The organism is Mucilaginibacter sp. P2_A4, assembly GCF_056405015.1.
Map to the genome: position 1 here is coordinate 205,656 of NZ_JBFUCX010000007.1, position 25,358 is coordinate 231,013.

A 25,358-nucleotide genomic window follows, 5' to 3' on the forward strand; every position below is an offset into this window, starting at 1 on the left:
TGTATCAGTTACTTAATGAAATTGAAGAAAAATAATCGGCCGTTAAGTTTGTGGTTGCGTTACTCTTTATAATAGTTGAAAGGCTGTAAAGTTTATTGCCAATAAGGAGCATAAATAAATTGTATTTATTTTTTAAATTATCCGTTCCGGATGAGGTGTAATTTGTAAAGCCTTTCCATGTACCTATCTTAAAATCTTCGAGGGTTACGTTTGGCAGGCTTTTATTCATCCCTGCTTTTAATTGAGCTGCAAATTCAGGTGTAGATTTATATGGGGCCAGTGCTGTTGAATCAATATGGGCTACCTCTTCAAAATCAACAACAGTTAAAACAAATGCATTACTGCTATCCTTAAGTGCCATGCCATAGCTGCCTTTTATTAGCTCTTTTGGCTCAGTCGGAAATTTAACAGAAATACGATTGTCGGCTCTGTAAGTTACCCAGTTGCTTTGGGCTTTTGCAGTATTTGCAATAATTACTATTGAAAATAAGAGGGTTAGGCATTTTTTCATTGTTGTTTCAAATGTCAGCAAAAAATAATTAAATGGCTAATAACTTGACAACGTTTTATAATCTCATATATTAACGTTACCTTTGCGCCAAAATTAGAAGAGCATTTTTCATGCAAAAAATAAGAAACATTGCGATTATCGCACACGTTGACCACGGTAAAACCACTTTGGTTGATAAAATTTTACACAGTTGCGCCATTTTTAGGGATGGTCAGGAAACTGGTGAATTGATATTGGATAACAATGACCTGGAACGTGAGCGAGGTATTACCATCGTATCAAAAAACGTTTCAGTAATGTATAAAGACGTTAAAATCAACATTATTGATACTCCTGGTCACGCCGATTTTGGTGGCGAGGTTGAGCGTGTATTGAAAATGGCTGATGGTGTATTATTACTTTGCGATGCTTTTGAAGGCGCTATGCCTCAAACTCGTTTTGTAACCCAAAAGGCTTTGGCTTTAGGCTTAAAACCTATTGTGGTTGTAAACAAGGTAGATAAAGAAAACTGTCGCCCTGAAGAAGTTTACGAACAAATATTTGAATTATTCTTCAACCTTGAAGCTACTGAAGATCAACTGGATTTCCCGGTTATCTACGGTTCATCAAAACAAGGCTGGATGAGCACCGACTGGAAACAACCTACAGAGGATATTTTCCCGTTGATGGATGCTATATTAGCTAACATCCCTCCTGCACCTATAGAAGAAGGTACTTTACAAATGCAGATCACCTCTTTGGATTATTCTTCATTCGTAGGTCGTATCGCTATCGGTCGTGTAGCTCGTGGTACTATTAAAGAAAACCAACCGGTATCTTTGGTAAAACGCGATGGTACTATCCAAAAATCAAGAATTAAAGAACTTTATACTTTTGAAGGTTTAGGTAAAGTACGTGCAACAGAAGTTGGTTCGGGCGATATCTGCGCTGTAGTTGGTATCGAAGGTTTCGATATTGGTGATACTATCGCTGATTTTGAAAAACCAGAACAACTTGCGGTTATCAAAATTGATGAGCCAACAATGAACATGTTGTTTACCATCAACACTTCACCATTCTTTGGTAAAGAAGGTAAATTTGTTACTTCACGCCACTTACGTGACCGTTTGTACAAAGAGATGGAAAAAAACCTGGCGCTTAAGGTTGTTGAAACCGAATCGCCTGATTCATACCTGGTGTATGGTCGTGGTATTCTCCATTTATCTGTATTGATAGAGACCATGCGTCGCGAAGGATATGAGTTGCAGGTTGGCCAGCCACAGGTTATCGTTAAAGAAATTGACGGTGTTAAATGTGAGCCGGTTGAAACCCTTATTGTTGATGTACCGGGCGATGTTGCTGGTAAAGTAATTGAGTTGGTAACACAACGTAAAGGCGATTTGTTGGTAATGGAGCCTAAAGGCGATTTACAACACTTGGAATTTGATATCCCGGCACGTGGTATCATCGGTTTACGTAACAACGTATTAACAGCAACAGGTGGCGAGGCTATCATGGCTCACCGCTTTAAAGCATATGAGCCATGGAAAGGTACTATCCCTGGTCGTTTAAATGGTGTATTGGTATCAATGGATACTGGTAAAACCACTGCTTTCGCTATTGATAAATTACAGGATCGTGGCAGGTTCCACATTGATCCGGGAGTTGATGTTTACGAAGGACAAGTATTAGGTGAGCACATCCGCGATAACGATTTGGTTATTAACTTAACCAAAGGCAAGCAGTTAACCAACATGCGTGCATCAGGTAGTGATACAAACGTTAGGATTGCACCAGCTATTAAATTCTCTTTAGAAGAATCAATGGAGTATATCCAGGCAGATGAATACATTGAGGTAACACCACAAAGCATCCGTTTACGTAAAATATTCCTGAACGAAAACGAAAGACGTATTAACGCTAAGAGATTTACAAACCAATAATAGGTTAGTAAATAAAAATACAAAAGCCCTTCGGTAATCCCGGAGGGCTTTTTTTATGTAGGTATTTTTATTATTCGGACATTTTTTTATGCACCATTGATTGCCAAAAAAACATATTTTTGGCAATCAATGGTACTTGACTTGGTAATATAATTAAACCTTACACAAAATCAACCGCATGTGTGGATGTACAAAAGTACCTTCAATATTAAAAGCTGCTGCGTTCTGTATCTCTTTATCATTGATTCCATTTTTTATTTCCTGCAAAAAGAAATCTGCCATCGATAATGTCGCGCCCCCTGTTGCTGATACCGGAAAACTCAATACCAACAGTATTGATACTGGATATAACACTATAGGTGCAGCCATAGTCAAAGAGATGTACGCAGCTGAAACTCAAAACATACAGTTCAGGTATTCTGAACCTCTGACATTGACATTCGTTCACAATGCGATTATAAGCGGAATATCAACATCGCAAATAACGCTGGTAAGCTGTGAGAATATTACCATTAAACATTGCCAGGTGAGTAATGGAAAAAGGCCTGGCATTAATATATCCAAGTGTACCAATATTAAAATCGATAGCTGCTACCTTTCCGAAGTTCCCACCGGGATATCTGCCGAAAATAGCCAAACGATTAGTGTTACCAATTGCCAGGCAAAAAATATGCTGGGGCCTTTTCCCGAAGGCCAATTTGTACAATTTAAAAATGTAAGCGGAGCAGGCAACCAGGTAAGATTTAACAAAGTTGAAAATGTTTTAGATAAGAGTTACGCGGAAGATGCTATAAGCATGTTAAAAAGCAATGGCTTGCCTTTAAGCCCTATTTTAATAGAAGGCAACTGGATAAGAGGCGGCGGACCAAGTCATTCAGGTGGTGGCATTATGCTTGGCGATGGCGGCGGTTCATATATGGTAGCAAAAAATAATTTACTGGTGGATCCGGGTGAATATGGAATGGCCGTTTCCGGTGGTAGTAATATGTCTATAGTTAATAACACCATATATGGTAAGGCCCAATCCTTTACTAATGTGGGTTTATATTATCGTAACTATTCGGGGCTGCCGAGTTCAAATATTTTTATGGGCAAAAATGCAGTGAATTTCAAAAATTCTGAGAATAAATTAAGCAATATCTATGTTTTTCCTGCCGATATTATTCCTGCAGGCTGGGGTACCAATATTTACAACGCTCAATTATTTGAAGGCATTCTTCCCGAAAATATGGTGTATGAGCCGCTGCCTTCACCTCAATAATACTTTGCCGGCTTTTCAGTAAAATTAGCGTTTCAGCTTCAGCACCAGGCTATCAATGATCCCGTTGATATCCTCCGATAGTTTTAAAAAGTAAACAGCCGGTAAATAAAGCGCGGTAATAAAGGCTGTGCGTAAAACAGTATCAACAACATAATTCTGCACATGCGGAATGATCCATAACGACAGGTAATAAACCAGCACGCCTGTAACTAACGCCAGTAAGCATTTAAAGTCAAACGGCTGCATCTTAAATTTTACCCAGATAAATATGTACCTGAAAAGGTTGAAAATAAAATAAGTTGCTGCCGATGCGATGGCTGACCCGGTAATACCATATTTAGGTATCAGGACTAAATTTAAAATAATAATAACCGGTACAAGCAGTAAGTTAAACAGGGCCTCATACCTGAAATATTTTGAGGTAGCCAATATCACCAGGTTAATACCCGTAGCAGAGTCGATAAAATACCCCAGGCCAACAAAAAATACGGCATACTTACCGGCCTTAAAATCGGGAGGTAAAAAAGCAAAAACATTGTCAATACTGGCCCATATTAGCACAAATAAAAATAGCGCGCTGATGATCTGGTTTACGCAGCTTTTCTCATAAACGGTGTTGATGTTTTTCAGGTCGCTTGTTTTCCATGATTCAGAAACAATGGTGTAGGAGATGCTGTATAATGACCGCGAAGGCAATGAAATAATGAGTCCAAAATTAAAAGCCAGCGCATATACGCCGGTATGGGCCAGGTCCAGTTTTTTTGAAATCAGTAACGTATCAATATTCTGGATAATTAAAGGCGACGAGCCTGTTAAGATGGTAAAAAAACAAATACCAACTAATTTATTGATCATGACTTTATCCAGGAATTCAAAATTGGGCTTAAGCGAAAATTGCTTGTCTTTAATAAGTCTTGCCATGATTTGAAAGGTGGTGATCACGTTGGCTACAAGCCAAAGTATCATAAACAAATCAAAACCAATCAAGCGAAAGTAGACCAGCAGAATGGGTATTAATATGAAAATTCTTTTAGTAAATTCCCTTAGTATAAGGCCCGTGGTGATGTTATAAAGCATCCGGGCATACAGATCAAATACATTAAAGAATAAGGTGAAAAAGGTAAGTGGCAACAAGTACCAGTAGTATTGTTTAAATAGAATGGTTTTGGCATTCCGGCCAACTATTACATCTTTAAATGCATACATGAACAATAAAAGTAACACGGTACCAACCAGGGCTACCAGGCACGCCAAAAATAAGTAGCCATGATGTTGCTTTTCCTCGCTGCGGAAGTAAGGGAAATACCTTGCTGTACCATTAAAGCCAAGTATGAAGAATTGGGCAAATAAAGCGGATAAGGAAGCAAGTAGCGTTATAAGCCCTATTTGTGCCGGTGTTAATGAATAAGGCTGAAGGACAGTTACGGTGAGGAAACCAACTAAAACACCCAGGTACGAATAAATGGAACCCTTAATTGTTTGTTGCTTTATTATGCCCATTCAGTTTTTAGCCGTGTATTGTATGAAGTAAAATGATAATTTTGACGCATTCGATGGCAAATATAAAATATAAAGTGTGTGTGTTAACGGTTACCTATGCAAATAGGTGGCAATTTTTGGAGCAGGTGCTAAACCGGCTGCTATCGTTGGCGCAGGTAACACAGGTTGTGGTAGTTAATAACGCGTCGGCTTATAGTGTGGATGATAAGGTTGCCGGCTTGAATGATAGCCGTGTTGTTGTTTTAAATAATGAAGAAAACATAGGCTCGGCCGGGGGATATAAACAGGCTATTGAATATGCTTATCAGCAAACTGATGCCGATATGGTGTGGCTGCTTGATGATGATAATATGCCGGCCGAAAACGCGCTTGCAGGCCTGCTTGCCCAATGGGATAAAATAGGAGGCGAGAATAACAAAAAGGCGCTTTATTGCTTGCGCGAAGACAGGCTGCCCCATGTTAAAATAGCCCGTGGCGAAAACCCGTCGAGATATTACCTGGTGCCCGATAATTTTATGGGCTTTAATATTTTTAATGTCCTTAAAAATCAGGGTTATAAAAAGAATGACAGGTTTGGAACTGGCGTGCCTTACCAGGATAAGGCGATGATGCCCTATGTACCCTACGGTGGTTTGCTGATGCACCGCTCGTTGGTTGAGGTGATTGGCTATCCCGACGAAAAGTTCTTTGTTTATGTAGATGATTCGGAGTATACTTATCGCATCACGCAATCGGGCGCTGTTATCTGGCTAATACCCGCTTGCAAGGTTATTGATATTGATCAATCGCAAGGCATCAACTATCAGCCTAAACCTTTCCATTCGCATTTGTTGGATCTGTGGAGTTTCAGAACCTATTATGCCATACGTAACCGGATGTATTTTTATTCAAAGGTGACTATACGTTCCCGCCTGATTTTTAAGTTAAATAAAGGCTTATACCTCGGTTATTTATGGGTAGTAAGCAGGCTGAGTTCAAAACAAAAAGAATACAATAAATTAGTTGCAGCAGTAAATGATGGCCTTACTGGCAAACTGGGGAAAGCTGCTCCGGAAAAGTTTTAATAAGCAATAAAAATTTTACCTTCGTATAATAATGCAGGAATCAATTATTGGCGGCGAATTTAAAACCGCATACGATCAATTTTATCAAAAACACGATGAAGCCTGGCGCATGCTTGGCGCAAAGTATAAGGCACAACACATCATTGATGTATGCAAAGGCTTAACTTTTGCCAATGTGCTGGAAGTTGGCGCAGGCGACGGCAGTATTTTGAAGATCTTATCTGACAATAACTTCGCGCCCGAATACCAGGCGGTAGAAATTTCGGGTAGTGGGGTGGAGTACATCTTGTCGCGTGGGATAAAAAATCTGAAAGCGGCACAGGTATTTGATGGTTATAAATTGCCTTTTGCCGATGATAGCTTTGATTTGATCATCCTTTCGCATGTATTAGAGCATGTGGAGCATGAACGTATGCTGCTGCGCGAGATAAAACGGGTTGCTAAGCGTTGTGTAATTGAGGTGCCGCGCGATTATAAAACCGGCGTTGATACCCGCATTAAGCACTTTTTGGCTTATGGGCATATTAACGTATACACGCCAACCTCCTTACGCTACTTGTTGAGTACAGAGGGTTTTGAAGTTGAAAATGATCTTACATCTATGATTGAGCCAGAGGTAACCAGGTTTAATATGTATGTTAATCAAAAGAAACCTAAGAGCCTTTTGAAAAACCTGCGGATAGCGGCTGAGTTTACCGTGAAACAAACATTAAGTAAATTGATGGGAAAAAAGGTTAGCGAACAATTTGCAAACGCTTATACCGTTTTGTGTAAAAAAGCCAGTCAGCAACCAGAATTATTTTGATTTTTTTGATCGATGCAAAAACTTGCCCCAATAGCCTTGTTTGTGTACAACCGGCCCGATCATACACGCCGGACGCTTATACATTTACAAAAAAATGTATTGGCCGATGAATCGCGTTTGTACATTTTTTGTGATGCTCCCAAAACAGAGGCCGACCGCGCCAATGTTGATGAAGTGAGGCAGGTAGCTAAGGAAACAACAGGATTTAAATCGGTAAAAGTTATTTTGCGCGATCATAATTTGGGTTTAGCAGAATCGATCATTAGCGGCGTTACTCAATTGGTATACGAGTATGGTAAAGTGATTGTATTTGAGGATGACCTGTTATCATCACCCTATACTTTGCAATATTTTAATGAAGCGCTAACGCTGTATGCTAATCAACCCAAAGTGATGCATATAGGTGCTTACATGTATAATCTGAAAGAAAAAGATTTGCCCGAGTCATTTTTTTACCGGGCTGCAAGCAGCTGGGGATGGGCAACATGGGCACATGCCTGGGATAGTTTTGAACCCGACATTGATAAGCTGATAGCGCAGTTTGATACTTTAAAGATCCTTCGTTTTTCAATTGAAGGCAAGATGAATTTCTGGAAACAGATACAGGAGTTTAAGGCCGGCAAAAATAATTCATGGGCCATACGCTGGTATGCTTCCATATTTTTAAAAGGAGGCCTTACGCTAAACCCATCCCGCTCCCTCGTTAATAACATAGGGCATGATGGCACAGGAGTACATAGCAATAAAGAAAACATGTACGATGTGCATATCTCCCAACAACCCGTTAAAAAATTCCCTGATGTAATTGAGGAGAATGAAAAAGCCTATCATGCCATCAAGCATTTCCTGGCTCACCGGAAGGGTAGTTTATTACAGCGGGCAGTGCGTTTTGTACGGCAAAAGGTTGGTTAACTTGTCTCATCAGGGTTTAAATGATTAATGTATTTTTGAGGCATGTTAAAAGTAGTGCATTTAAATACCTATGATGGTAATGGTGGCGCAGGCCGCGGTTGTATGCGTCTAAATCGTGCATTACTTGGGCAGGGTGTCGATTCCAAGATGGTGGTCCATTACAAGTTTGGGAACAATCCCCATATCGGTACTTTTAATTCCAATAAAGTTCAAAAAACATATACCGCGTTTAAGATCATATTAGAGCGGATACTGGCCAAGCGCTTTTTAAAACCGGTGAAAACGCCTTTTTCATTTGCCTGGTTCGGTCGCTCTGTTATTCATCATCCTGATGTTAAAAATGCCGATATCATCCATCTGCACTGGATCAATCACGGTTTTCTTGACCCCAAACATATTGCCGAAATTGCCAGACTAAACAAGCCGGTTGTATGGACCTTTCATGATAGCAATGCTTTTACCGGTGGCTGCCATGTACGTTATACCTGCGATCATTACCTGCGCCAATGCGGCAATTGTCCCTTGCTGATCAATGCGGCTGACGATGATATTTCAAACCAAATCTGGAAACAGAAACATAAAGCTTACGAGGTTTTGGATTTTGCCATAGCTGCCCCAAGTTCATGGATGCAAGATTCTGTAAAAGCCAGTAGTTTAATGAAAGGAAAGGCGGTTCACCGGATCCCTAATACGCTGGAGACCGATATTTTTAAACCTATTGATAAGAAACTGGCAAAAGAGCAGGCCGGATTACCAGCCGATAAATTTATTTTCCTGAGTGGCTTTATGCCATCGCGCAAAGACCTGCACAAGGGTACCCAGTACCTGTTGGAAAGTATGGAACTATTGAAACAACGTTTGGGTAACGATGCGGATAATATAGAGCTGGTTGTTTTTGGTAATCGCGGAACAGAAGGTGTTCCTGATTTTCCTTTTAAGACCAGTTTTTTAGGAACCATAAGCAATGATGAAAAACTAGCGCAATACTACGCCGCCGCCGATGCCTTCCTGATTCCTTCACTGGAAGATAACCTTCCTTATACGGTAATGGAAAGCCTTGCCTGCGGAACGCCCGTTATTGCCTTTACTACGGGCGGTATCCCCGATATGGTGCAGCATGAATACAACGGTTACCTGGCCACTTATCGTTCGGCAGAGAGCTTTACTGATGGCATGGAGTGGATTATTCAGCATCCACAAAGGCCACAGCTACAGCAGCAGGCCCGGCAAACCATAATGAATACCTTTTCGGAAGAGGTGATTGCAAAAAAACATATCGCGCTTTACAAAAGTTTGCTAAAAGGAGGCGCTGATGTTTAACCCCAAACTAAGCGTTATTACCGTAGTATATAACAATGTGCAGGATGTGGAACGTACGATGCTTTCTGTATTGGGGCAAACGTATAATAATATAGAGTACATTATTGTAGATGGTTTATCTAATGATGGCACTTTAGCGGTGATTAACAAGTATGCAGGTAGCATCAGTAAGTTCATCAGCGAAAAGGATAAAGGCATTTATGATGCCATGAATAAAGGCCTGACCATGGCTACCGGCGATTATGTGATCTTCATGAACTCCGGCGATGAGTTTTATGATGCCGAAACTGTTGCCGCGGTGTTTGCTACTGCCAATGATGCCGATATTTATTATGGCGAAACCGAAATGATAGCCGGTGATGGCCAAAGTTTGGGTCAGCGGAGGCACAAAGCCCCAACTCAATTTACCTGGAAAGGCTTTAAATATGGCATGAGCATTAGTCACCAGGCTATTTATATCCGGAGGACGCTAACAGAACCGTACGGCAATAAATATCAACTAAGCGCGGATATTGATTGGATAATCCGGGCGGCTAAAAAAGCCAGTAAAATTGTAAATGTAAATCGTTACGTTGCCAAATACCTGGTAGGAGGGATGTCAAAAAAGAAGCACCGGCAAAGCCTGCAGGAACGTTTTGATATCATGAAACAGAATTATGGATTGCTCCCCACCATTCTGAACCATTTTGTGATCGCTTTTAATTTGGGATGGTATTGGTTGAAAAATAAAAGGACGAATGATTGAGGCTATCAACCATTAAGAATAATTCTTTCATCGCTTACTTCTAAATAAAAAGTCTCGTTCAACGATAGCGTTAAAATACGTGGGATATATTTTTCAAAAAGTAGAATTAAGTTATTATTTGAAATATTACCTAAAGTTATCCTGATTACTTTTTTAGGCGTTTTATTTACAAAATGCGAGTTTTTAAAATCCTGATCTTTGGTAATTACCACAAGATTATTTAGGTCGGCATATTTACAAATATCTGCATCTGTAGTATTCCATTTTTGCAGTATTTGATTTACATGAATTGCGGAGCAATGTTCTTGACTATTCAGAAATTTTGATAGGCTGATGGGTAAATGGACATCAATAAGAAAATTCATTTAGCTAACTTCTTCTAACGATTTACCCGATAGGGTGATTTTGGCATATGATAACGATGCGAGAATATCCTCTTTTTCTAATTCGGGGTGATCATTAATGATATCATCAAAAGACATTCCTGAGGCAATCAGATCAATTATCACTTCAACAGGCCACCTCATGTGGCGTATACACGCCATGCCGTGGCATATATCTGCATCAACCGTAATCCTTTCTAACAATGCGCTCATAACGTAAATTTACAAAATATTTGCTATTTATATAAATGCAAAAAGCGATGAACTATCCGCCCATCGCTTTTCTTAGTATCATTGAAATTTCACTACACCTTCTTCGCCGCCGGCTTGGCAACTGGTTTCTTTTTGGTTTCGGTATAAACCGCACCACCTAAGGCCAATACTAAAAGGATAGATCCTGCTAACGAGATATTTTCGCCTGCGTAGTATGATGTAGGGTGGAAATCGAAATTTATTTTGTGGTTACCAATAGGTATTACAGCAGCACGTAAAAGATAATCTGCACGGAAATAAGGTTCTTCTTTACCATCAATAGTCATCGTCCATCCCTTATCGTAATAAATTTCCGAGAATACAGCTACCTGGGTTACAGGGCTGCTGCTTTCGTATTTAAGATGTTCCGGTGTGTAGCTTGTTAATTTAATGGTTGCAGTGGGTTCTGCTCCTGGAGATTTACCATCAATCATGCTTTTATACTGCTTGTCAACAATAGCTTCTTCTTTTGGTGAAAAGCTGCTGATGGCCTGCATTTCCTCATCCGCGTTCTCTGCAAATTTTACGCTTTTAACAAACCATACATTTCCGCATGCGGTAGGATTAGCCTGCATAGTAGCATTTCCTGTTTTTGGATCGGCGTTAATAATGTACTTGGTATTCAGCATATCCAACACATCGTGATTTACACTTTTGCTGAATTGGCTTTCTATAAGCTCATCAAATCTTCTTAGTCTGGCAGAGTGAAAACCACCCACTGTTTTATAAAAATAGGATGAGTGTGAATCATGAAATGGGTCTCCGGAGGTCATGTCAAATACCCTGAAATTCGGATCGGGATCTTTCATGATAAACTGATCAACCTCGCGCGGTGCGCTGTAAAGCTGTTCCAGGTCGGATTTTGCTACAAAATTGGCATCCTTAAGGTAGCGTTTATCAACACCCCACATATCAAACAAAACAATTGCAGCCAAAACCAATGCGGCTATGTTTGCTTTAATCTTTTGTTTAATGAGCAACCATACCAGTCCAGCAGTTAACAATACAAATATTAACGACCTGATAGCATCGGCGCGTTCAAGGCTTACCCTATCTTCAATTAAACCATTGGCTACGGTATTGGCTAACGCTGTATTACCTTTAAATATTTGGGTAAGGTTGTTAACGAAACCTAAATGATCGTCAGATTTAAAGTTTAAAACTACTTCGGGTACAGCAATCATAATTAACAGTAAACCGCCGGTTATGTAGAAGGCTATCTTAGCCCGTTTAAAAATCAAAGCCTTATCCGTATTGGTGATAACTTCGTTAATAGCCAGTAAGGCAAGTATCGGGAAGCAAAACGCTGCTATAACCAAAGTTGATTCAACTGCCCTGAACTTGTTGTACATGGGTACGTAGTTGAAAAAGAAATCGGAAAGGAAAGGCAGGTTTTTACCAAATGATAAAAGCATGCTTAATAAAACAGCGCTTAGCAACCACCATTTTAAACGGTTCTTTACAATCAGTAATCCTAAAACAAACAGAAAACATATAGCGGCACCAAAATACCATGGGCCAAATGTGCCTGGTTTATTACCATAATACAGTGATTGTGATATAAAACCCTGCGCCTGACCTGGGTCAACGCCGTTATCAACAAGTGTTTTTACGGCCTTTGAATCTTCACCAACAACAGTGCTTGAACCACCGCCGTAGGCGTTCGGAATTAAAAAGGTAAAGCACTCGCCCACGCTCTGGCTCCAGGTATAAGCATAGTCCCTATCAAGACCATGATTTGGGCCGACAGTACCTTTTGAGGTTAAATTAGCTTTACCCCTGATGGTGTACTGGCTATACTCGTAGGTGGTCCATAAGGTGCCTGCATTTACGGCAATGGCCAATAATGTACCCGCGGCTAAAGCGCCCATAGCTTTAAAAAACGGTTTGGTTTGTTTCGCTTTTATGGCATGATAAAGCTCAATGCCTAAATATATGGCAATAGCCAGCAACAAATAATAAGTCATTTGCACGTGGTTACTCCTTATTTCCATAGCAAGGAAAAAAGCAGTAAGTGATGCCCCTAACAAATATTTGCCGCGCAGGGTTAAAATAATTCCTGCCAGTATTGGTGCAAAAAAGGCGATGGCATAAGCTTGGTTGGAGTGACCCGCCGTTATATAAATAAAATTGTACGATGAAAATGCAAAAGCTATTGCGCCCGCTGCTGCTAACCATGGCGAAAGCCTTAACACGCTGAATAGTAAATAAGCTCCTAACAAGTAAAGCAATACGGTATCAACAGGGTTAGGGAAAACAGCTTTCAAAATATCAACCACATGTGATGTAATATTTGATGGAAATGAAGCCCAGATCTGGTAAGCCGGCATGCCGCCAAACATCTGATTTGTCCACAATGGGGCATGGCCGGTTGCGGCCCTGACATCATTGATCTCTTTTTGCATGGACTGGGCCTGTATCACATCATTTTGTGATAAAACTTTACCCTGCGTTAAAGGACTGAGGAAATAAGCAAAGGAAATTGCTATTAAAATTGCTACAATAATGAGGTGAACACTATTACGCTTGAACCAGTTATTCATCTAAGTTTTTTGAAATGGATAATATATTCCTCAAAAATAGAAATTTGAACGGGATTAGGAATTATTAGTTGTAAAGGAATTACTTAACAGTTTTGTGACCTGCCACGCATCAGGAAAAAGAAGCCAATAAGGATAACAATACTTAAAACGTAAGCTATAATCTGGGGTTTTTTATAGTCTTCGCGGTATTTACGAACGTTAAAAAAATTGTAAATAACCAATACGCCTACGGTCACCCAAAAAAAGTTATTGATCTTATTACATGTAGCAAATAATTGAATGGCTAATGAAAAAACAATAAAGTTTGCAATGATAAGCGTTATCGACTCTGGCGTATTATTATGGTTTGGGCGTCGTTTGTATACTTCGTCTGGCAGCATGGCGGTTTATTTTACTTCTTCGTAATCAACAAACTCTCCTTCAGAGTCGGGTAATTTGCTTTTTTTGCCTTCGGGAATATAATCAACCTTTATAGCGCCTTCATGCTTCCGGGGTTCGCGGTAGTGCTGTTGTTGTTGTGCCTGTTGCTGGGCTTTGTTTATTACGCTCTGGAATAATGCAGGTATCAGGTACCGCATTAAACTGCGAATAATGTATAAAACACAAATTGATATGATCAGGAAACGAATTAATAGCATCTTGATTTAACTTTAAGCTTACAAATATAAGCATATAACGCTAAAATTGTTTGAATATGATTTTTGTAGTATTTTGAGAATTAGGTAAATTGAAAATTTGAAGATGCGGTGACTGTCATCTTCAAATTTTCAAATCAGCAAGCTTTCAAATCAAAACTTCTCTTCCATCATTTTTTCAAGCGCAAACATTTCGTCGCGCAGTTTGGCGGCTAATAAAAAATCCATGTTTTTGGCTGCGGCAAGCATTTCTTTTTTAGTGTTGTCGATTGATTTTTTCAGGTCGGGTTTGGTCATGTACTGTACAATTGGGTCAGCAGCCAGGGATGCCATATCAGCCTCCACATAGGCTTTTTGCACACCGCCTTTAAAATCAACAACCGATGTTTGCTCCATGATCTCCTCGCGGCTTTTACCTACCGTAGTTGGTGTAATGCCATGCGCAGTGTTATAAGCTATCTGTATTTCGCGCCTGCGGTTGGTTTCGTCCATCGTTATCTGCATGGAATCGGTTATTTTATCGGCGTACATAATTACGCGGCCACGATCATTACGTGCTGCCCGGCCAATGGTTTGGATCAATGAGCGCTCAGATCGGAGGAAACCTTCTTTATCAGCATCAAGGATAGCCACCAATGATACTTCCGGTAAATCAAGCCCTTCACGGAGTAAGTTGATGCCTATCAGTACATCAAATTCACCAAGGCGTAGTCCCCTTAAAATTTCTACGCGTTGAAGCGTTTTAACTTCCGAGTGGATATAGCGGCATTTGATGCCCAGCCTGTCCATATATTTGGCCAACTCTTCTGCCATGCGTTTGGTAAGGGTGGTAACCAATATGCGATCGCCCATTTTTATAACCTTGTCCACCTCATCCAATAGGTCATCTACCTGGTTTATTACCGGGCGAATCTCTATGATTGGATCAAGCAAACCAGTTGGGCGTATCACCTGTTGCACCACTACACCTTCAGATTTCTCCAGCTCAAAATCGCCGGGCGTTGCGCTTACATATACGGTTTGCGGGGCAAGTTGTTCAAATTCCTGGAAATTAAGCGGGCGGTTATCCAAAGCAGCCGGCAAGCGGAAACCGTAATCAACTAATGACATCTTGCGCGACCTGTCGCCACCGTACATGGCCCTGATTTGGGGAACAGTAACGTGGCTTTCATCAATCACCATCAGGTAATCGTTAGGGAAATAATCCAACAGGCAGAAAGGGCGTGCACCAGGCAGTCTGCCATCAAAAAAGCGCGAATAATTTTCGATACCGGAGCAGTAGCCAAGCTCGCGAATCATCTCCAGGTCGTAATTAACCCTTTCTTCCAGGCGTTTGGCTTCCAGGAAGCGGCCATCGCCGATGAACTGTTTTTTTCGGGTTTCCAGTTCTTCCTGTATGGCCCAGATGGATTGTACAAAACGCTCGCGTGGGGCAACGTATAAGTTGGCGGGATAAACCACCATATGTGTCATTTTTTCGATGGTTTTGCCGGTGCTTACATCAAAAGTGGTCAGCTCTTCAATATCATCTCCAAAAAAAGAGATGCGGTAGGCGTGATCCATATAAGCCGGGAAAATATCAACCGTATCACCCTTAACCCTAAAAGTACCGCGTTTAAAATCGGCAGTGGTGCGGGCATATAGTATCTCAACCAGGCGGTGTAAAAAAGCATTCCGGCTGATGCGGGTGCCTACAGCAAATTTAAAAACCGATTGTGCAAAATCCTCAGGGTTACCCATACCATAAATGCAGGATATGGACGATACCACGATAACATCCCGCCTGCCTGACATGAGGGCAGAGGTAGTACGCAAACGCAGTTTTTCTATTTCCTCGTTTATCTGTAAATCCTTTTCTATATAGGTATTGGTAGTAGGAATAAATGCCTCGGGCTGGTAATAATCATAATACGATACAAAATAGTTCACCGCGTTTTCGGGAAAAAACTGCTTAAACTCGCCGTAAAGCTGCGCCGCAAGAGTTTTGTTATGGCTAAGTATTAAAGTAGGCTTTTGTGTTTGCGCAATAACATTGGCCATGGTAAACGTCTTGCCAGATCCGGTAACACCCAAAAGTGTCTGGAATGGATCGCCGTTGTTTACACCTTCAACCAGTTGCCTTATGGCTTCGGGCTGATCGCCGGTGGGAAAGTATTGTGAGGTTAAATTAAAATCCATGTGTTGTGTAAAAATACAAATAATACTACAATAGGGTTTGCAAATCAAAATAAGTGCATGATAATGACAACCGTATGTCAACAGTGTTTTATCGGCGTAATTTTTTATATATTTATGAGCAATTGTTGCTCATAAATCAAATCTACAATTATGATTTTCGTCCTCAATAAAACCAATACTATTGCCAACCAATTCCTGGTTGAACTGCGTGATGCCGTTACCCAGCTGGATAGAGCACGTTTTAGGCGGAACCAGGAAAAGCTGGGCGAGATTCTGGCTTATGAATTAAGCAAAACGCTGAAATATGAGTTGAAAGAAGTGCACACGCCTTTAGGTACCACAAATGTAAATGTGCCTGCATGTCAACCAGTTTTGGGTACTATTTTGCGTGCCGGCCTGCCGTTTCACCAGGGCTTTATGAATTATTTTGATCAATCGGCATCGGCATTTGTTACGGCTTACCGTAAGGTGAAAAGGAACAGTGCTTTCTTTATCCAGGTTGATCACATCTCCACTCCAAACCTGGACGACCAGGTATTTATTTTATGCGATACTATGCTGGCCACCGGGCAAAGCGTTGTGGCAGTTTGCAAAGAACTGATGGCTCAGTATGAAATAAAAGAGCTGCACATTGCCGCCGTAATTGCCAGTACCGAGGGCGTGGCGCATGTTAGAGCTAATTTGCCAAAAGCGAAACTCTGGCTTTGCGCCATTGATGATGAAATGACCAGCAAGGCATATATCGTACCTGGCTTAGGCGATGCGGGCGACCTTGCTTTTGGGGAAAAAGTATAGGCATTGCGGAATTAGGACGTTCGGTTTGGGATTTTGAGATTTAGATGTTTAATTTTGGATTTTCGGAATTGGATAAGAACACCGAAATCAAAAAGCGGCGAAACCCTCTTTAAATATCGCCGGAAAACTACTAAATGTTAAAAATGAAATACCGACACATTTTCTTTGATCTTGACCACACCATCTGGGATTTTGATAAAAATGCCGAGGAAGCTTTGCACGAGCTTTATCATATTCATCAACTGGAAAGTATCGGCCTTACATCACCTGATCTGTTCATTGAAACTTATACCCGCAACAATCACCGGCTTTGGGCACAGTACCATGTTGGCGAAATCAGCAAAGACGAGTTGCGCGATGCCCGTTTTAAAGCAACCTTTACCGATCTGGGCCTGCACCCCGACCTGATGCCTGCTGATTTTGAAGATGCCTATGTAAAGCTTTGTCCTACAAAAACAAACCTGTTTCCGCATGCGCATGAAACGTTGCAGTATTTACAATCCAAATATACGCTGCACCTGATCTCTAATGGGTTTAAAGATTCCACCCGGATAAAAATTGCAGGTACCAACCTGGCGGGTTATTTTCAAAACGTTATTATCTCCGAAGATGTGGGCGTTAACAAGCCCGATAAAGCCATATTTCAGCATGCGATAGACCTGGCTGGCGCCGCTATTGATGAAAGTGTAATGATAGGCGATAGCCTGGAGGCTGATATTTACGGTGCACTCAATTTTGGTATGGATGCCATTTATTTTAACCCTTTTAATGCGCCTAAGCCTGATAAGGTGCCTGTGCAGATTACTCATTTAAAAGAATTAACTTTAATATTATGAGTATTGCCAAAGAACGCCGCGCCATTGACGCGGCGCTTGATAATTACCGTAAGCAGCTTGATGCTATTCCTGATGAGCAGTTTACCGAAACTCCTGCTGAAGGCCAATGGTCATACGCCGAAGTTTACAGCCATATATTACAGGCAACTTTAGGGTCATCTATCGCGCTGGAGCGGTGCGCGCATGGCAGTTGCCCGCCAACTAAGGATGGCCTTACCTGGCAGGGACGCCTTTTATTAATGTTGGGCATGTTTCCGCCGGTAAAGTTTAAAGTGCCCGAGGCTGTAGCCGGTAAAATACCTGCCACAAAGATCAGTAAGGAAGAGGCCAGGAACATGATCATCAAATGCCGTAAACGGATGGACGATAATACGCCGCTCATTGAAGCATCCTCCGCGGCCAGCCGTTATAAGCACCCACGCATGGGAATGCTTAACGCCCGGCAGTGGTTCAGGTTCATCAGAATACACCTGGAACACCATTTAAAGCAACTGGAAAGGATAAAAATAAAATTATCAAAGTGATGAAACCTTTTACATTTAACAGAGTCTTAACAGTATGATAATGTTGATTTTCTGATATTTGTAAAAATCATTTATGATGAATTTTGAGTACACTTATTTAGTTGTTATAGCTCTGTTGCTGTTGGTAGGTATTTTCTATTTCAGCCCCTATGAATTAAATGTTAATGAAGACGAAGACGACGAGTAATCGTTGGTTCAGTATTTCTATCCAAATAAATAACCGGCAAAATGTGCCGGCTGAGAATTTAACCCCCTTATTTTAATGGCAAAACGTGAAGTAGATATCGTAGTAATATCCGACGTGCACCTTGGTACCTATGGCTGCCACGCAAAAGAATTGCTTAAATATTTAAAAAGCATTAAGCCCAAAATGTTGATCCTTAACGGCGATATAATTGATATATGGCAGTTTAGTAAATCATATTGGCCCGAAGCGCATATGAAAGTGGTGCGCCGCATCCTCAAGTTTGTTACCGATGGTATTCCGGTATATTATCTAACCGGCAATCATGACGAAATGCTGCGTAAATTTGCCGATTTTGATTTGGGTTCTTTTAAACTGCTTAATAAAGTAGTATTAAATATTGATGGTAAAAAAGCATGGATATTTCATGGCGATATATTTGATGTTACTATGCAGCACTCCAAATGGCTGGCCAAATTGGGCGCTGTAGGGTATGATACTTTAATATTGATCAACAGTTTTACCAACTGGCTGCTAACCGCTATCGGCAGGCAAAAAATGAGCTTTTCGCAAAAAATAAAGGCCCGCTTTAAAGAGGCCGTAAAATTTATAAACCAGTTTGAGCAAACCGCCGCAGATTTGGCCGTTGATAAAAACTACCAATACGTAATATGCGGGCATATTCACCATGCCGAAATCAGGGAGATAGAGGATACCGAACAAACCGGTAAAGTACTTTACCTCAACTCAGGCGATTGGGTAGAGAGCCTCACCGCGTTGGAGTACCAGGATGGCAACTGGACGATATTTAAATATAATGCCGACGATTTTAACACCGATGCCGACGAGGATGACAAAACCGACGCCGAAGACCTTGATGCCAAAATGGATGTTAAAAACCTGCTGGACAGGTTTAGGCAGGAAACGGAATGAGTGTATTTTCTACCGAACAGCCTTTAACACCGTCATTACTTCGTGCCTGTCTATGATTCTTTTTACAAAAAAAAATTGTCATCCTGAACGAAGTGATGGATCTATTATTCGCCATGCTTCTTCGCTCTGTAAATCTGCGAATAGATCCTTCGTTCCTCAGGATGACAAACCTTTTAAAACGTCTATTCTCTTTGCAGAGTTCGGGGATTTTATACCTCGCAATGACGATTAGAGAAGATCAATAGTCAAAGTCAAACCTCTTTTTGCGTTTTAGCGCGAAAATATAGTTGAACTATTTTTTTCATTCCCCAAAACATTTCCTTTTACTAAATTGCCCCTAATTATATCTACATGAAAATATTGTTTGCGATACAGGGAACCGGCAACGGGCATATAAGCCGGGCCCGCGAAATTGTGCCTTTGTTGCAGCAATATGGCGAGGTTGATTTACTGGTAAGCGGTACCGAGGCCGAAGTGTCGTTGGCTCAGCCCCTTAAGTACAAATTTCATGGCGTTAGCTTTGTATTTGGTACCAATGGCGGCGTTGATAACTGGGCAACCTGGAAAATTATGAACCTGCGCCAGTTTATACGCGATCTGTATAGTCTGCCCTTAAAGCAATACGACCTCATCATTAATGATTTTGAACCGGTGAGCGCCTGGGCCTGTAAAATTCATCGCGTGCCGTCCGTGTCATTAAGTCATCAATGCTCCTTTGTATCGCCAAATACGCCGCGACCTCAAAAGAAAGATCCTTTTGCCCAGTGGCTGCTAAAAAATTATTCGCCCACTACCTATCATGTGGGTTTCCATTTTGAGCGCTATGACAATTTTATAAACACACCCGTTATCCGCAGCGAAATTCGGCAGATGGAAACCAGTAACCTGGGGCATTACAGCGTTTATTTGCCAGCTTATGATGATAAAACATTGCTTAAATACTTAAGTAAAGTAAGTGATGTTAAATGGCAGATATTTTCAAAACGACAAAAAACGTATTTTCAATCCGGCAACGTTGAGATCTTCCCGGTAAATAATGAGGCATTTAATAAAAGCCTGGCCAGTTGCGAAGGCCTGCTTACTGGCGGTGGCTTTGAAGGCCCCGCCGAAGCTCTTTTTCTGAAAAAGAAGGTAATGATGATACCCATGAAGGGACAGTATGAGCAGCAATGCAATGCCCTCGCCGCTTCAAAAATGGGAGTGCCTGTGGTTGCCGAGATTAATGAAAACTTTGTTGGCTATTTAAATAAGTGGATTCATGACGATAAGAAGATTGTAGTTGATTTTCCGGATGAAACGGCGCAAATAGTTGATAGTTTGGTAAAGCAATACGCAAGACCGCAAAGTATTATGGTGTAAGGGATGATGCAGGTGGGAGATCTAAAACGGGCAGCGATTTAATCTCTTCTCCTCATTTGCACAGAAAACTCTTACCACTCTTTTCGCTTTTTGTACTAATTTTACCCCCGCAAATTATCGCCGTATATGATCCAGGCTTTCCGCTCTTTTAATCCTTTGAATATTTTGTGGCTGGTTGTGGTGCTGTTCCTGTCGCGGGTGGGCTATTTGCTGCATGTGCCCGATAAGGTTGAATTTGTATTTGTTGAACCATTTGCGCGACTATTGGTGCCCGTGGCGTATGAGTACGCGTTTTCGGCCGGGGTAAATATATTTTTGGCTGCCGCCTTGGTGTTTATACAGGCTTTATTACTCAACTATTTAGTAAACCGCTATAATTTATTAGGTAAGCCCTCTTTTTTACCGGCGTTAATGTATGTAACATTATCAGGGTTGTTTTCGCCGTTTTTAATTTTGAGCGCTCCTCTCATCTGTAATTTTCTGTTGATCTGGATGCTTTTTAAACTAATGAGCTTGTATAAAGGCGACGATGCCAAATCAATATCATATGATGTGGGTATGATAGTAGCATTGGGATCGCTTCTTTATTTCCCCTTTATCTATTTGTTTTTGGCTATATGGATAGGACTTATTCTTTTTAAACCCTTTAACTGGCGCGAGTGGATATCAGGAGTTTTAGGTTATGGTACCATTTTTTTCTTTTTAGCGGTGTTTTACTTTTTAAACGACAGGATCTCCATTTTTTACAGAATCTGGCTTCCACTGGCAAAAAAGTTTCCGGATCATATCAGCATAAATTCTTTAAACTACCTGCTGCTGATACCGGTTATGCTCATATTAGTGCTCTGTGTTTTTAAATTGCAGCAAAATTTCTTTAAAAGTTACGTACAGATCCGTAAATCTTTTCAGCTGTTATTTTTTATTTTTTTAATAACAGGCTTTTCATTTTATGTTAATTCATCTTTCCACCTTAACCATTTTTTATTGTGTATAGCGCCTGCTGCGGTGTTTTTTGCCTATTATTTTTTATACGCGAAAAAAAAATGGTTTTACGAAAGCCTGTTTTTATTGCTGCTAATCAGCATCATCTACTTCCAGTTTAACAAATTTTAACTTTTACATTCGTTCAAATTTCAGCGGTTATATTAGTTTTGTAACGCGAAACCATCATTAGCTGTAGTTTACATGAACGTAAAAGCAAATGATATTAAAAAATAGATGCCCTGTTGGGTGTCTTTTTAAAGGCAATTATTACACAATAAAACAATTCAAATGAAATTTGGCGTAGTTATATTTCCAGGCTCTAACTGTGATGAAGACATCATATACGTATTAGAAAAAATAATGGGCCAGCAGGTTGTAAGGTTATGGCATAAAGATCATGACCTGCAGGGTGTTGACTTTGTTGTTTTACCAGGTGGTTTTTCATTTGGCGATTATCTTCGTTCAGGTGCCATATCCCGTTTTTCGCCAATTATGCAGGAGGTTATACAATTTGCTGCAAAAGGTGGTTATGTAATGGGTATTTGTAACGGCTTCCAGATATTGGCCGAAGCTGGTTTACTGGATGGGGCTCTGTTGCACAATACAAACCGTAAGTTTATTTGCCGCAATATTTATTTAAAGCCACAAACAACCAAATCATTACTTACAGCCGGTTTAGAGCAGGAGCAGGCATATAAGATCCCTATTGCACATGGCGAGGGTAATTATTTTGCCGATGCCGATGTAATTAAAAGGCTTAATGATAATGAGCAGGTATTATTTAGGTATTGCGATGAGTTTGGTAACATCGTTGAAGATGCAAACCCTAACGGATCAATACAGAATATTGCTGGTGTTTGTAATGCGAGCCGTAATGTTTTTGGTTTAATGCCTCACCCGGAACGCGCTGCTGATAGTTTATTGGCAAATGAAGATGGGCTGGCAATATTTGAATCTATACTATCAATAGTAAGGGCCTGATGACCAACCTGGTTATCGATATTGGTAACACATTAACAAAGGTTGCGGTTTTTAAGCTTGATGAGCTGCTTATGGTTGAGCAGTTTGAACATGTTGATGCAGGCTGGCTTGATGAACTATTAAATAAGTATGAAGCTGACAGGGCAATAATTTCATCGGTAAAAAAGCGCGTTGAACCCTGGCAAGCCGGTTTAGAAAAAAAACTATCCCTGGTTTATTTTAATAATTTGATGACCAGTGGTATACACAACCATTATTTAACTCCTGATACACTTGGTACCGATAGATTGGCAGCCGTAATAGGGGCCAGCTACATGTACCCGGGCAAAAATAGCCTGGTTATTGCGGGTGGTACCTGTATAACATATGACTATGTTGACAGCAACCGCAATTATTTTGGAGGCAGTATATCACCGGGTTTAAATATGCGTTATAAGGCTGTTAATAATTATACAGCGGGTTTGCCATTAATAAATACCGATGCTGATTTTACCGCGGAGTACGGCAATAACACAGAAACCGCCATACGCTCAGGTGTACAAAACGGTATAAAATATGAGCTAACCGGGTTTATTGAAAGCTATAAAGCCAACAATCCCCAACTGAATATTGTACTGAGCGGGGGCGACAGTATTTTTTTTGATACGCTACTAAAAAATAGCATCTTTGCCCCCTATATAAAAATTGAACCTTATTTGGTTTTAAAAGGATTAAACGCAGCTATACAAAAGCATAATGATTAAATATACCAGGTTTTTTTTAACACTTTTATTTGCTGTTATTGCATTTGCAGCACATTCTCAATCTACCACAAGCTCTCCATATTCAAGGTTCGGTTTGGGCGATATCGACCCACAGTTAATGCCTCAAAATATAGGTATTGGCGGTATTGGTGTGGCAACAAACAGGATAAGTTTATTTAATAATATAAACGTTATAAACCCTGCATCATACGGCGCCATTGGTATAACTGTTATTGATGTTGGTATTTACAGTAACTTTTCAACCTTAAACCAAACAGGGCAGGCCACCCAAAGCAATAAAAACTTCAGGCTTAGCCACATTGCTTTTGGTATACCGGTAACCAAAAAGTCGGCACTTAGCTTTGGTTTGCTGCCATATAGCGAGCGCGGTTATAACTATAAAAAATCTGTTAAAAATTTAGGCTCCTCTTCGCCTGTTGATACCAACGTAACCAATTATAACTACAGTGGTGATGGTGGTTTATCAAAAGCGTATTTGGGTTATGGTTTTGGTATAGGCAAGCATTTATTATTGGGTGGTAACGTATCTTATATATTTGGTAATATTAAGGATGTAAGCACAACCGAAATTCCTGGCCTGGCCGGTACGCTAAATTCAAAAATTGAACAAAGCAATGCTATCGGTGGTTTAAATTACGATTACGGTTTGCAATACTCGTTTGATTTTTCTGAAACCAAACACCTTATCCTGGGCTACTCTGCCTCAGCAGGTACAAAGCTTAATTCGCAAACCAGCTACATTGTAAGCCAGTATACAAATGATGCAAGTGGCAATCCCAATATTGCGGTTGATAGTGTTGTAAACAGGCAAAATGCTAAAGGAAAGTTAAAGCTTCCGCAGATAAACCGTTTTGGTATCTCATTCCAAAATGATGGCAAGTTTTTGGTTGGCGCCGATTATTCAATGGGCCAGTGGTCTGATCTGAGTATATCTAATGTAAACCAGGGCTTGGTAAACAGCCGCACTTTTAATGTGGGTGCGCAGTATACGCCAAACATTGCCACTATTCGTAACTACCTGGCCACGGTTGATTATCGTATAGGCGGTATTTACGACGAAACTTATATGACCGTTAATAATACCAGGATAAAAAAATACGCTATTACCGCAGGTTTAGGTTTGCCTTTGCGCCCAAGTAATGGTAGTTTTTATAAGATCAATATTTCGGCCGAGTTAGGTCAAAGGGGATCGTTGGTAAACGGGCTTGTTAAAGAAAACTACATTAATCTGCACCTGGGCTTCACGCTTAACGACAGGTGGTTCACGAAATATAAATTTGATTAATAAACATATGCTTAGCGGGGTAAAACATATAAAGGGCTTGCGCCTGCTGTTGTTGCCCCTGCTTGCCATTTTTATATCCTCATGTGTAAATGACCTGAATAAGGTTAAAGAAATAGCATCTACAGAGATGGGGGTGGTAGTATCACCCACAAAAGGTGTTGATTTAATCATGAGCGATTCTGCCCGGGTTCAACTGCACCTGATAACTCCATTGATGTTGCAGTATCAAACCAAAAAGCCCTATAAATTAATGCCACATGGCGTAAAGGTTATATTTTACGACAAGGAAACATTAAAGGAATCGGGTAATATTGTTGCCGATACGGGCATATCCCATGATGATCAAAAGCTGATTGAGTTTCATAAAAATGTAGTGGCCACCAATGCCAAGGGCGAAACTTATAAATCTGATGAATTGTACTGGGACCAGGCAACTAAAAAGGTGTATTCGCATAAGCCGGTTCAGGTAACTATGGCTGGCGGTAATGTAATGAACGGAGATAGTTTTGAGAGCGACGATAAATTTTTACACCCCACACTTAAAAGTAGCACGGGCATCTTTCACGTAGATGAAAAAGTGACACAATGATGTTAATTTTTTCAGGAAAATTTTGTGTTATAGAATTTTACTAAAAATTGTATCTTGCGCCCTCTTTAAAAAGAATATAATTAATTACAGAAA

At 40.5% G+C, this 25,358-nt stretch carries 25 protein-coding genes; 17 read left to right on the top strand and 8 right to left on the bottom strand.

The genetic code is table 11. The features are described from left to right. Positions 1–4: 4 nt before the first annotated feature. The gene (locus tag AC1DYB_RS14995; RefSeq protein ID WP_477436099.1) at positions 5–511 is read right to left on the bottom strand and encodes a hypothetical protein; all 507 of its coding nucleotides are present in this window, start codon (positions 509–511) and stop codon (positions 5–7) included. A 110-nt stretch (positions 512–621) separates the two neighbouring features. Between AC1DYB_RS14995 and typA the strand changes: the two genes are divergently transcribed. Then, the gene (typA, locus tag AC1DYB_RS15000; RefSeq protein WP_477391732.1) at positions 622–2,433 is read left to right on the top strand and encodes a translational GTPase TypA; all 1,812 of its coding nucleotides are present in this window, start codon (positions 622–624) and stop codon (positions 2,431–2,433) included. Between the two features lie 241 nt (positions 2,434–2,674). Beyond that, complete coding sequence (locus tag AC1DYB_RS15005) at positions 2,675–3,694, top strand: right-handed parallel beta-helix repeat-containing protein (RefSeq protein WP_477436101.1); 1,020 nt, start codon at positions 2,675–2,677, stop codon at positions 3,692–3,694. A gap of 24 nt (positions 3,695–3,718) precedes the next feature. On the opposite strand, the gene AC1DYB_RS15010 is transcribed toward AC1DYB_RS15005, so the two are convergent. Continuing rightward, on the bottom strand, positions 3,719–5,194 hold the full coding sequence (locus AC1DYB_RS15010; RefSeq protein ID WP_477436103.1) for a lipopolysaccharide biosynthesis protein: 1,476 nt from the start codon (positions 5,192–5,194) through the stop codon (positions 3,719–3,721). A 53-nt stretch (positions 5,195–5,247) separates the two neighbouring features. Here AC1DYB_RS15010 and AC1DYB_RS15015 point away from each other — a divergent pair, with 53 nt between their 5' ends. The 5 genes from AC1DYB_RS15015 to AC1DYB_RS15035 are packed head-to-tail and all read left to right on the top strand — an operon-like array spanning position 5,248 to position 10,040. Then, on the top strand, positions 5,248–6,258 hold the full coding sequence (locus AC1DYB_RS15015) for a glycosyltransferase (RefSeq protein WP_477436105.1): 1,011 nt from the start codon (positions 5,248–5,250) through the stop codon (positions 6,256–6,258). A 31-nt stretch (positions 6,259–6,289) separates the two neighbouring features. After that, positions 6,290–7,063 carry a class I SAM-dependent methyltransferase gene (locus AC1DYB_RS15020; protein WP_477436107.1) on the top strand — a complete coding sequence of 258 codons (774 nt, stop codon included), beginning with the start codon at positions 6,290–6,292 and terminating at the stop codon, positions 7,061–7,063. A 12-nt stretch (positions 7,064–7,075) separates the two neighbouring features. Next, positions 7,076–7,975, top strand: a complete 900-nt coding sequence (locus AC1DYB_RS15025; protein ID WP_477436109.1) for a sugar transferase — start codon at positions 7,076–7,078, stop codon at positions 7,973–7,975. Positions 7,976–8,017: 42 nt separating this feature from the next. Further along, on the top strand, positions 8,018–9,295 hold the full coding sequence (locus AC1DYB_RS15030; protein ID WP_477436111.1) for a glycosyltransferase family 4 protein: 1,278 nt from the start codon (positions 8,018–8,020) through the stop codon (positions 9,293–9,295). Continuing rightward, positions 9,288–10,040, top strand: a complete 753-nt coding sequence (locus tag AC1DYB_RS15035) for a glycosyltransferase family 2 protein (RefSeq protein ID WP_477436113.1) — start codon at positions 9,288–9,290, stop codon at positions 10,038–10,040. Before AC1DYB_RS15030 ends, AC1DYB_RS15035 begins: the two co-directional genes overlap by 8 nt. Positions 10,041–10,045: 5 nt before the next feature. On the opposite strand, the gene AC1DYB_RS15040 is transcribed toward AC1DYB_RS15035, so the two are convergent. The 6 genes from AC1DYB_RS15040 to uvrB form a co-directional block, all read right to left on the bottom strand. Then, entirely contained in the window at positions 10,046–10,405 is a 360-nt protein-coding gene (locus AC1DYB_RS15040) for a DUF5615 family PIN-like protein (RefSeq protein ID WP_477391723.1), read from the bottom strand. Then, positions 10,406–10,636, bottom strand: coding sequence for a DUF433 domain-containing protein (locus AC1DYB_RS15045; RefSeq protein ID WP_477436115.1), 231 nt, complete (start codon positions 10,634–10,636; stop codon positions 10,406–10,408). It abuts the gene before it with no gap. A gap of 92 nt (positions 10,637–10,728) precedes the next feature. Further along, positions 10,729–13,218 carry a YfhO family protein gene (locus AC1DYB_RS15050; protein WP_477436117.1) on the bottom strand — a complete coding sequence of 830 codons (2,490 nt, stop codon included), beginning with the start codon at positions 13,216–13,218 and terminating at the stop codon, positions 10,729–10,731. An 83-nt stretch (positions 13,219–13,301) separates the two neighbouring features. After that, a complete protein-coding gene (locus AC1DYB_RS15055) occupies positions 13,302–13,598 on the bottom strand; it encodes a hypothetical protein (protein WP_477436119.1) in 297 nt (98 codons plus the stop codon). A 6-nt stretch (positions 13,599–13,604) separates the two neighbouring features. Continuing rightward, a complete protein-coding gene (locus AC1DYB_RS15060) occupies positions 13,605–13,856 on the bottom strand; it encodes a DUF4834 family protein (protein WP_295721271.1) in 252 nt (83 codons plus the stop codon). Between the two features lie 150 nt (positions 13,857–14,006). Next, a complete protein-coding gene (gene uvrB, locus AC1DYB_RS15065) occupies positions 14,007–16,031 on the bottom strand; it encodes an excinuclease ABC subunit UvrB (RefSeq protein ID WP_295721273.1) in 2,025 nt (674 codons plus the stop codon). Between the two features lie 150 nt (positions 16,032–16,181). Here uvrB and upp point away from each other — a divergent pair, with 150 nt between their 5' ends. From upp to lptC, 10 genes are all read left to right on the top strand, one after another. After that, positions 16,182–16,826 carry a uracil phosphoribosyltransferase gene (upp, locus tag AC1DYB_RS15070; RefSeq protein WP_295721274.1) on the top strand — a complete coding sequence of 215 codons (645 nt, stop codon included), beginning with the start codon at positions 16,182–16,184 and terminating at the stop codon, positions 16,824–16,826. 143 nt (positions 16,827–16,969) lie between these two features. Beyond that, positions 16,970–17,662: a YjjG family noncanonical pyrimidine nucleotidase gene (locus AC1DYB_RS15075; RefSeq protein WP_477436122.1), complete on the top strand. Its 693-nt coding sequence runs from the start codon at positions 16,970–16,972 to the stop codon at positions 17,660–17,662. Beyond that, entirely contained in the window at positions 17,659–18,186 is a 528-nt protein-coding gene (locus tag AC1DYB_RS15080) for a DinB family protein (protein WP_477436124.1), read from the top strand. The genes AC1DYB_RS15075 and AC1DYB_RS15080 overlap by 4 nt, the downstream gene beginning before the upstream one ends. Before the next feature lie 262 nt (positions 18,187–18,448). Continuing rightward, a complete protein-coding gene (locus tag AC1DYB_RS15085; protein WP_477391715.1) occupies positions 18,449–19,303 on the top strand; it encodes a UDP-2,3-diacylglucosamine diphosphatase in 855 nt (284 codons plus the stop codon). A gap of 351 nt (positions 19,304–19,654) precedes the next feature. After that, positions 19,655–20,662: a glycosyltransferase family protein gene (locus tag AC1DYB_RS15090; RefSeq protein WP_477436126.1), complete on the top strand. Its 1,008-nt coding sequence runs from the start codon at positions 19,655–19,657 to the stop codon at positions 20,660–20,662. Positions 20,663–20,788: 126 nt separating this feature from the next. Continuing rightward, positions 20,789–21,775, top strand: coding sequence for a DUF6427 family protein (locus AC1DYB_RS15095; protein ID WP_295721284.1), 987 nt, complete (start codon positions 20,789–20,791; stop codon positions 21,773–21,775). A 159-nt stretch (positions 21,776–21,934) separates the two neighbouring features. Then, complete coding sequence (gene purQ / locus AC1DYB_RS15100) at positions 21,935–22,627, top strand: phosphoribosylformylglycinamidine synthase subunit PurQ (protein WP_477436129.1); 693 nt, start codon at positions 21,935–21,937, stop codon at positions 22,625–22,627. After that, on the top strand, positions 22,627–23,370 hold the full coding sequence (locus AC1DYB_RS15105; RefSeq protein ID WP_477436131.1) for a type III pantothenate kinase: 744 nt from the start codon (positions 22,627–22,629) through the stop codon (positions 23,368–23,370). Before purQ ends, AC1DYB_RS15105 begins: the two co-directional genes overlap by 1 nt. Further along, on the top strand, positions 23,363–24,676 hold the full coding sequence (gene bamG, locus AC1DYB_RS15110; protein ID WP_477391709.1) for a BamG family beta-barrel-assembly machinery protein: 1,314 nt from the start codon (positions 23,363–23,365) through the stop codon (positions 24,674–24,676). The genes AC1DYB_RS15105 and bamG overlap by 8 nt, the downstream gene beginning before the upstream one ends. Before the next feature lie 7 nt (positions 24,677–24,683). Beyond that, positions 24,684–25,265 (top strand): LPS export ABC transporter periplasmic protein LptC, encoded by a 582-nt coding sequence (gene lptC / locus AC1DYB_RS15115; protein ID WP_295721292.1) that lies wholly within the window; start codon positions 24,684–24,686, stop codon positions 25,263–25,265. Positions 25,266–25,358: the final 93 nt, after the last annotated feature.

Excerpts from the sequence above, each read along its gene's own strand:
- AC1DYB_RS15080 (WP_477436124.1), top strand. The coding sequence starts at position 17,659 with ATGAGTATTGCCAAAGAACGCCGCGCCATTGACGCGGCGCTTGATAAT.
- AC1DYB_RS15085 (WP_477391715.1), top strand. The coding sequence starts at position 18,449 with ATGGCAAAACGTGAAGTAGATATCGTAGTAATATCCGACGTGCACCTT.
- AC1DYB_RS15105 (WP_477436131.1), top strand. The coding sequence starts at position 22,627 with ATGACCAACCTGGTTATCGATATTGGTAACACATTAACAAAGGTTGCG.
- AC1DYB_RS15075 (WP_477436122.1), top strand. The coding sequence starts at position 16,970 with ATGAAATACCGACACATTTTCTTTGATCTTGACCACACCATCTGGGAT.
- typA (WP_477391732.1), top strand. The coding sequence starts at position 622 with ATGCAAAAAATAAGAAACATTGCGATTATCGCACACGTTGACCACGGT.
- AC1DYB_RS15020 (WP_477436107.1), top strand. The coding sequence starts at position 6,290 with ATGCAGGAATCAATTATTGGCGGCGAATTTAAAACCGCATACGATCAA.
- AC1DYB_RS15095 (WP_295721284.1), top strand. The coding sequence starts at position 20,789 with ATGATCCAGGCTTTCCGCTCTTTTAATCCTTTGAATATTTTGTGGCTG.
- bamG (WP_477391709.1), top strand. The coding sequence starts at position 23,363 with ATGATTAAATATACCAGGTTTTTTTTAACACTTTTATTTGCTGTTATT.
- upp (WP_295721274.1), top strand. The coding sequence starts at position 16,182 with ATGATTTTCGTCCTCAATAAAACCAATACTATTGCCAACCAATTCCTG.
- AC1DYB_RS15025 (WP_477436109.1), top strand. The coding sequence starts at position 7,076 with ATGCAAAAACTTGCCCCAATAGCCTTGTTTGTGTACAACCGGCCCGAT.
- AC1DYB_RS15010 (WP_477436103.1), bottom strand. The coding sequence starts at position 5,194 with ATGGGCATAATAAAGCAACAAACAATTAAGGGTTCCATTTATTCGTAC.
- uvrB (WP_295721273.1), bottom strand. The coding sequence starts at position 16,031 with ATGGATTTTAATTTAACCTCACAATACTTTCCCACCGGCGATCAGCCC.
- AC1DYB_RS15045 (WP_477436115.1), bottom strand. The coding sequence starts at position 10,636 with ATGAGCGCATTGTTAGAAAGGATTACGGTTGATGCAGATATATGCCAC.
- AC1DYB_RS15050 (WP_477436117.1), bottom strand. The coding sequence starts at position 13,218 with ATGAATAACTGGTTCAAGCGTAATAGTGTTCACCTCATTATTGTAGCA.
- AC1DYB_RS14995 (WP_477436099.1), bottom strand. The coding sequence starts at position 511 with ATGAAAAAATGCCTAACCCTCTTATTTTCAATAGTAATTATTGCAAAT.
- AC1DYB_RS15030 (WP_477436111.1), top strand. The coding sequence starts at position 8,018 with ATGTTAAAAGTAGTGCATTTAAATACCTATGATGGTAATGGTGGCGCA.
- AC1DYB_RS15035 (WP_477436113.1), top strand. The coding sequence starts at position 9,288 with ATGTTTAACCCCAAACTAAGCGTTATTACCGTAGTATATAACAATGTG.
- purQ (WP_477436129.1), top strand. The coding sequence starts at position 21,935 with ATGAAATTTGGCGTAGTTATATTTCCAGGCTCTAACTGTGATGAAGAC.
- AC1DYB_RS15060 (WP_295721271.1), bottom strand. The coding sequence starts at position 13,856 with ATGCTATTAATTCGTTTCCTGATCATATCAATTTGTGTTTTATACATT.
- AC1DYB_RS15055 (WP_477436119.1), bottom strand. The coding sequence starts at position 13,598 with ATGCTGCCAGACGAAGTATACAAACGACGCCCAAACCATAATAATACG.
- AC1DYB_RS15040 (WP_477391723.1), bottom strand. The coding sequence starts at position 10,405 with ATGAATTTTCTTATTGATGTCCATTTACCCATCAGCCTATCAAAATTT.
- AC1DYB_RS15090 (WP_477436126.1), top strand. The coding sequence starts at position 19,655 with ATGAAAATATTGTTTGCGATACAGGGAACCGGCAACGGGCATATAAGC.
- AC1DYB_RS15015 (WP_477436105.1), top strand. The coding sequence starts at position 5,248 with ATGGCAAATATAAAATATAAAGTGTGTGTGTTAACGGTTACCTATGCA.
- lptC (WP_295721292.1), top strand. The coding sequence starts at position 24,684 with ATGCTTAGCGGGGTAAAACATATAAAGGGCTTGCGCCTGCTGTTGTTG.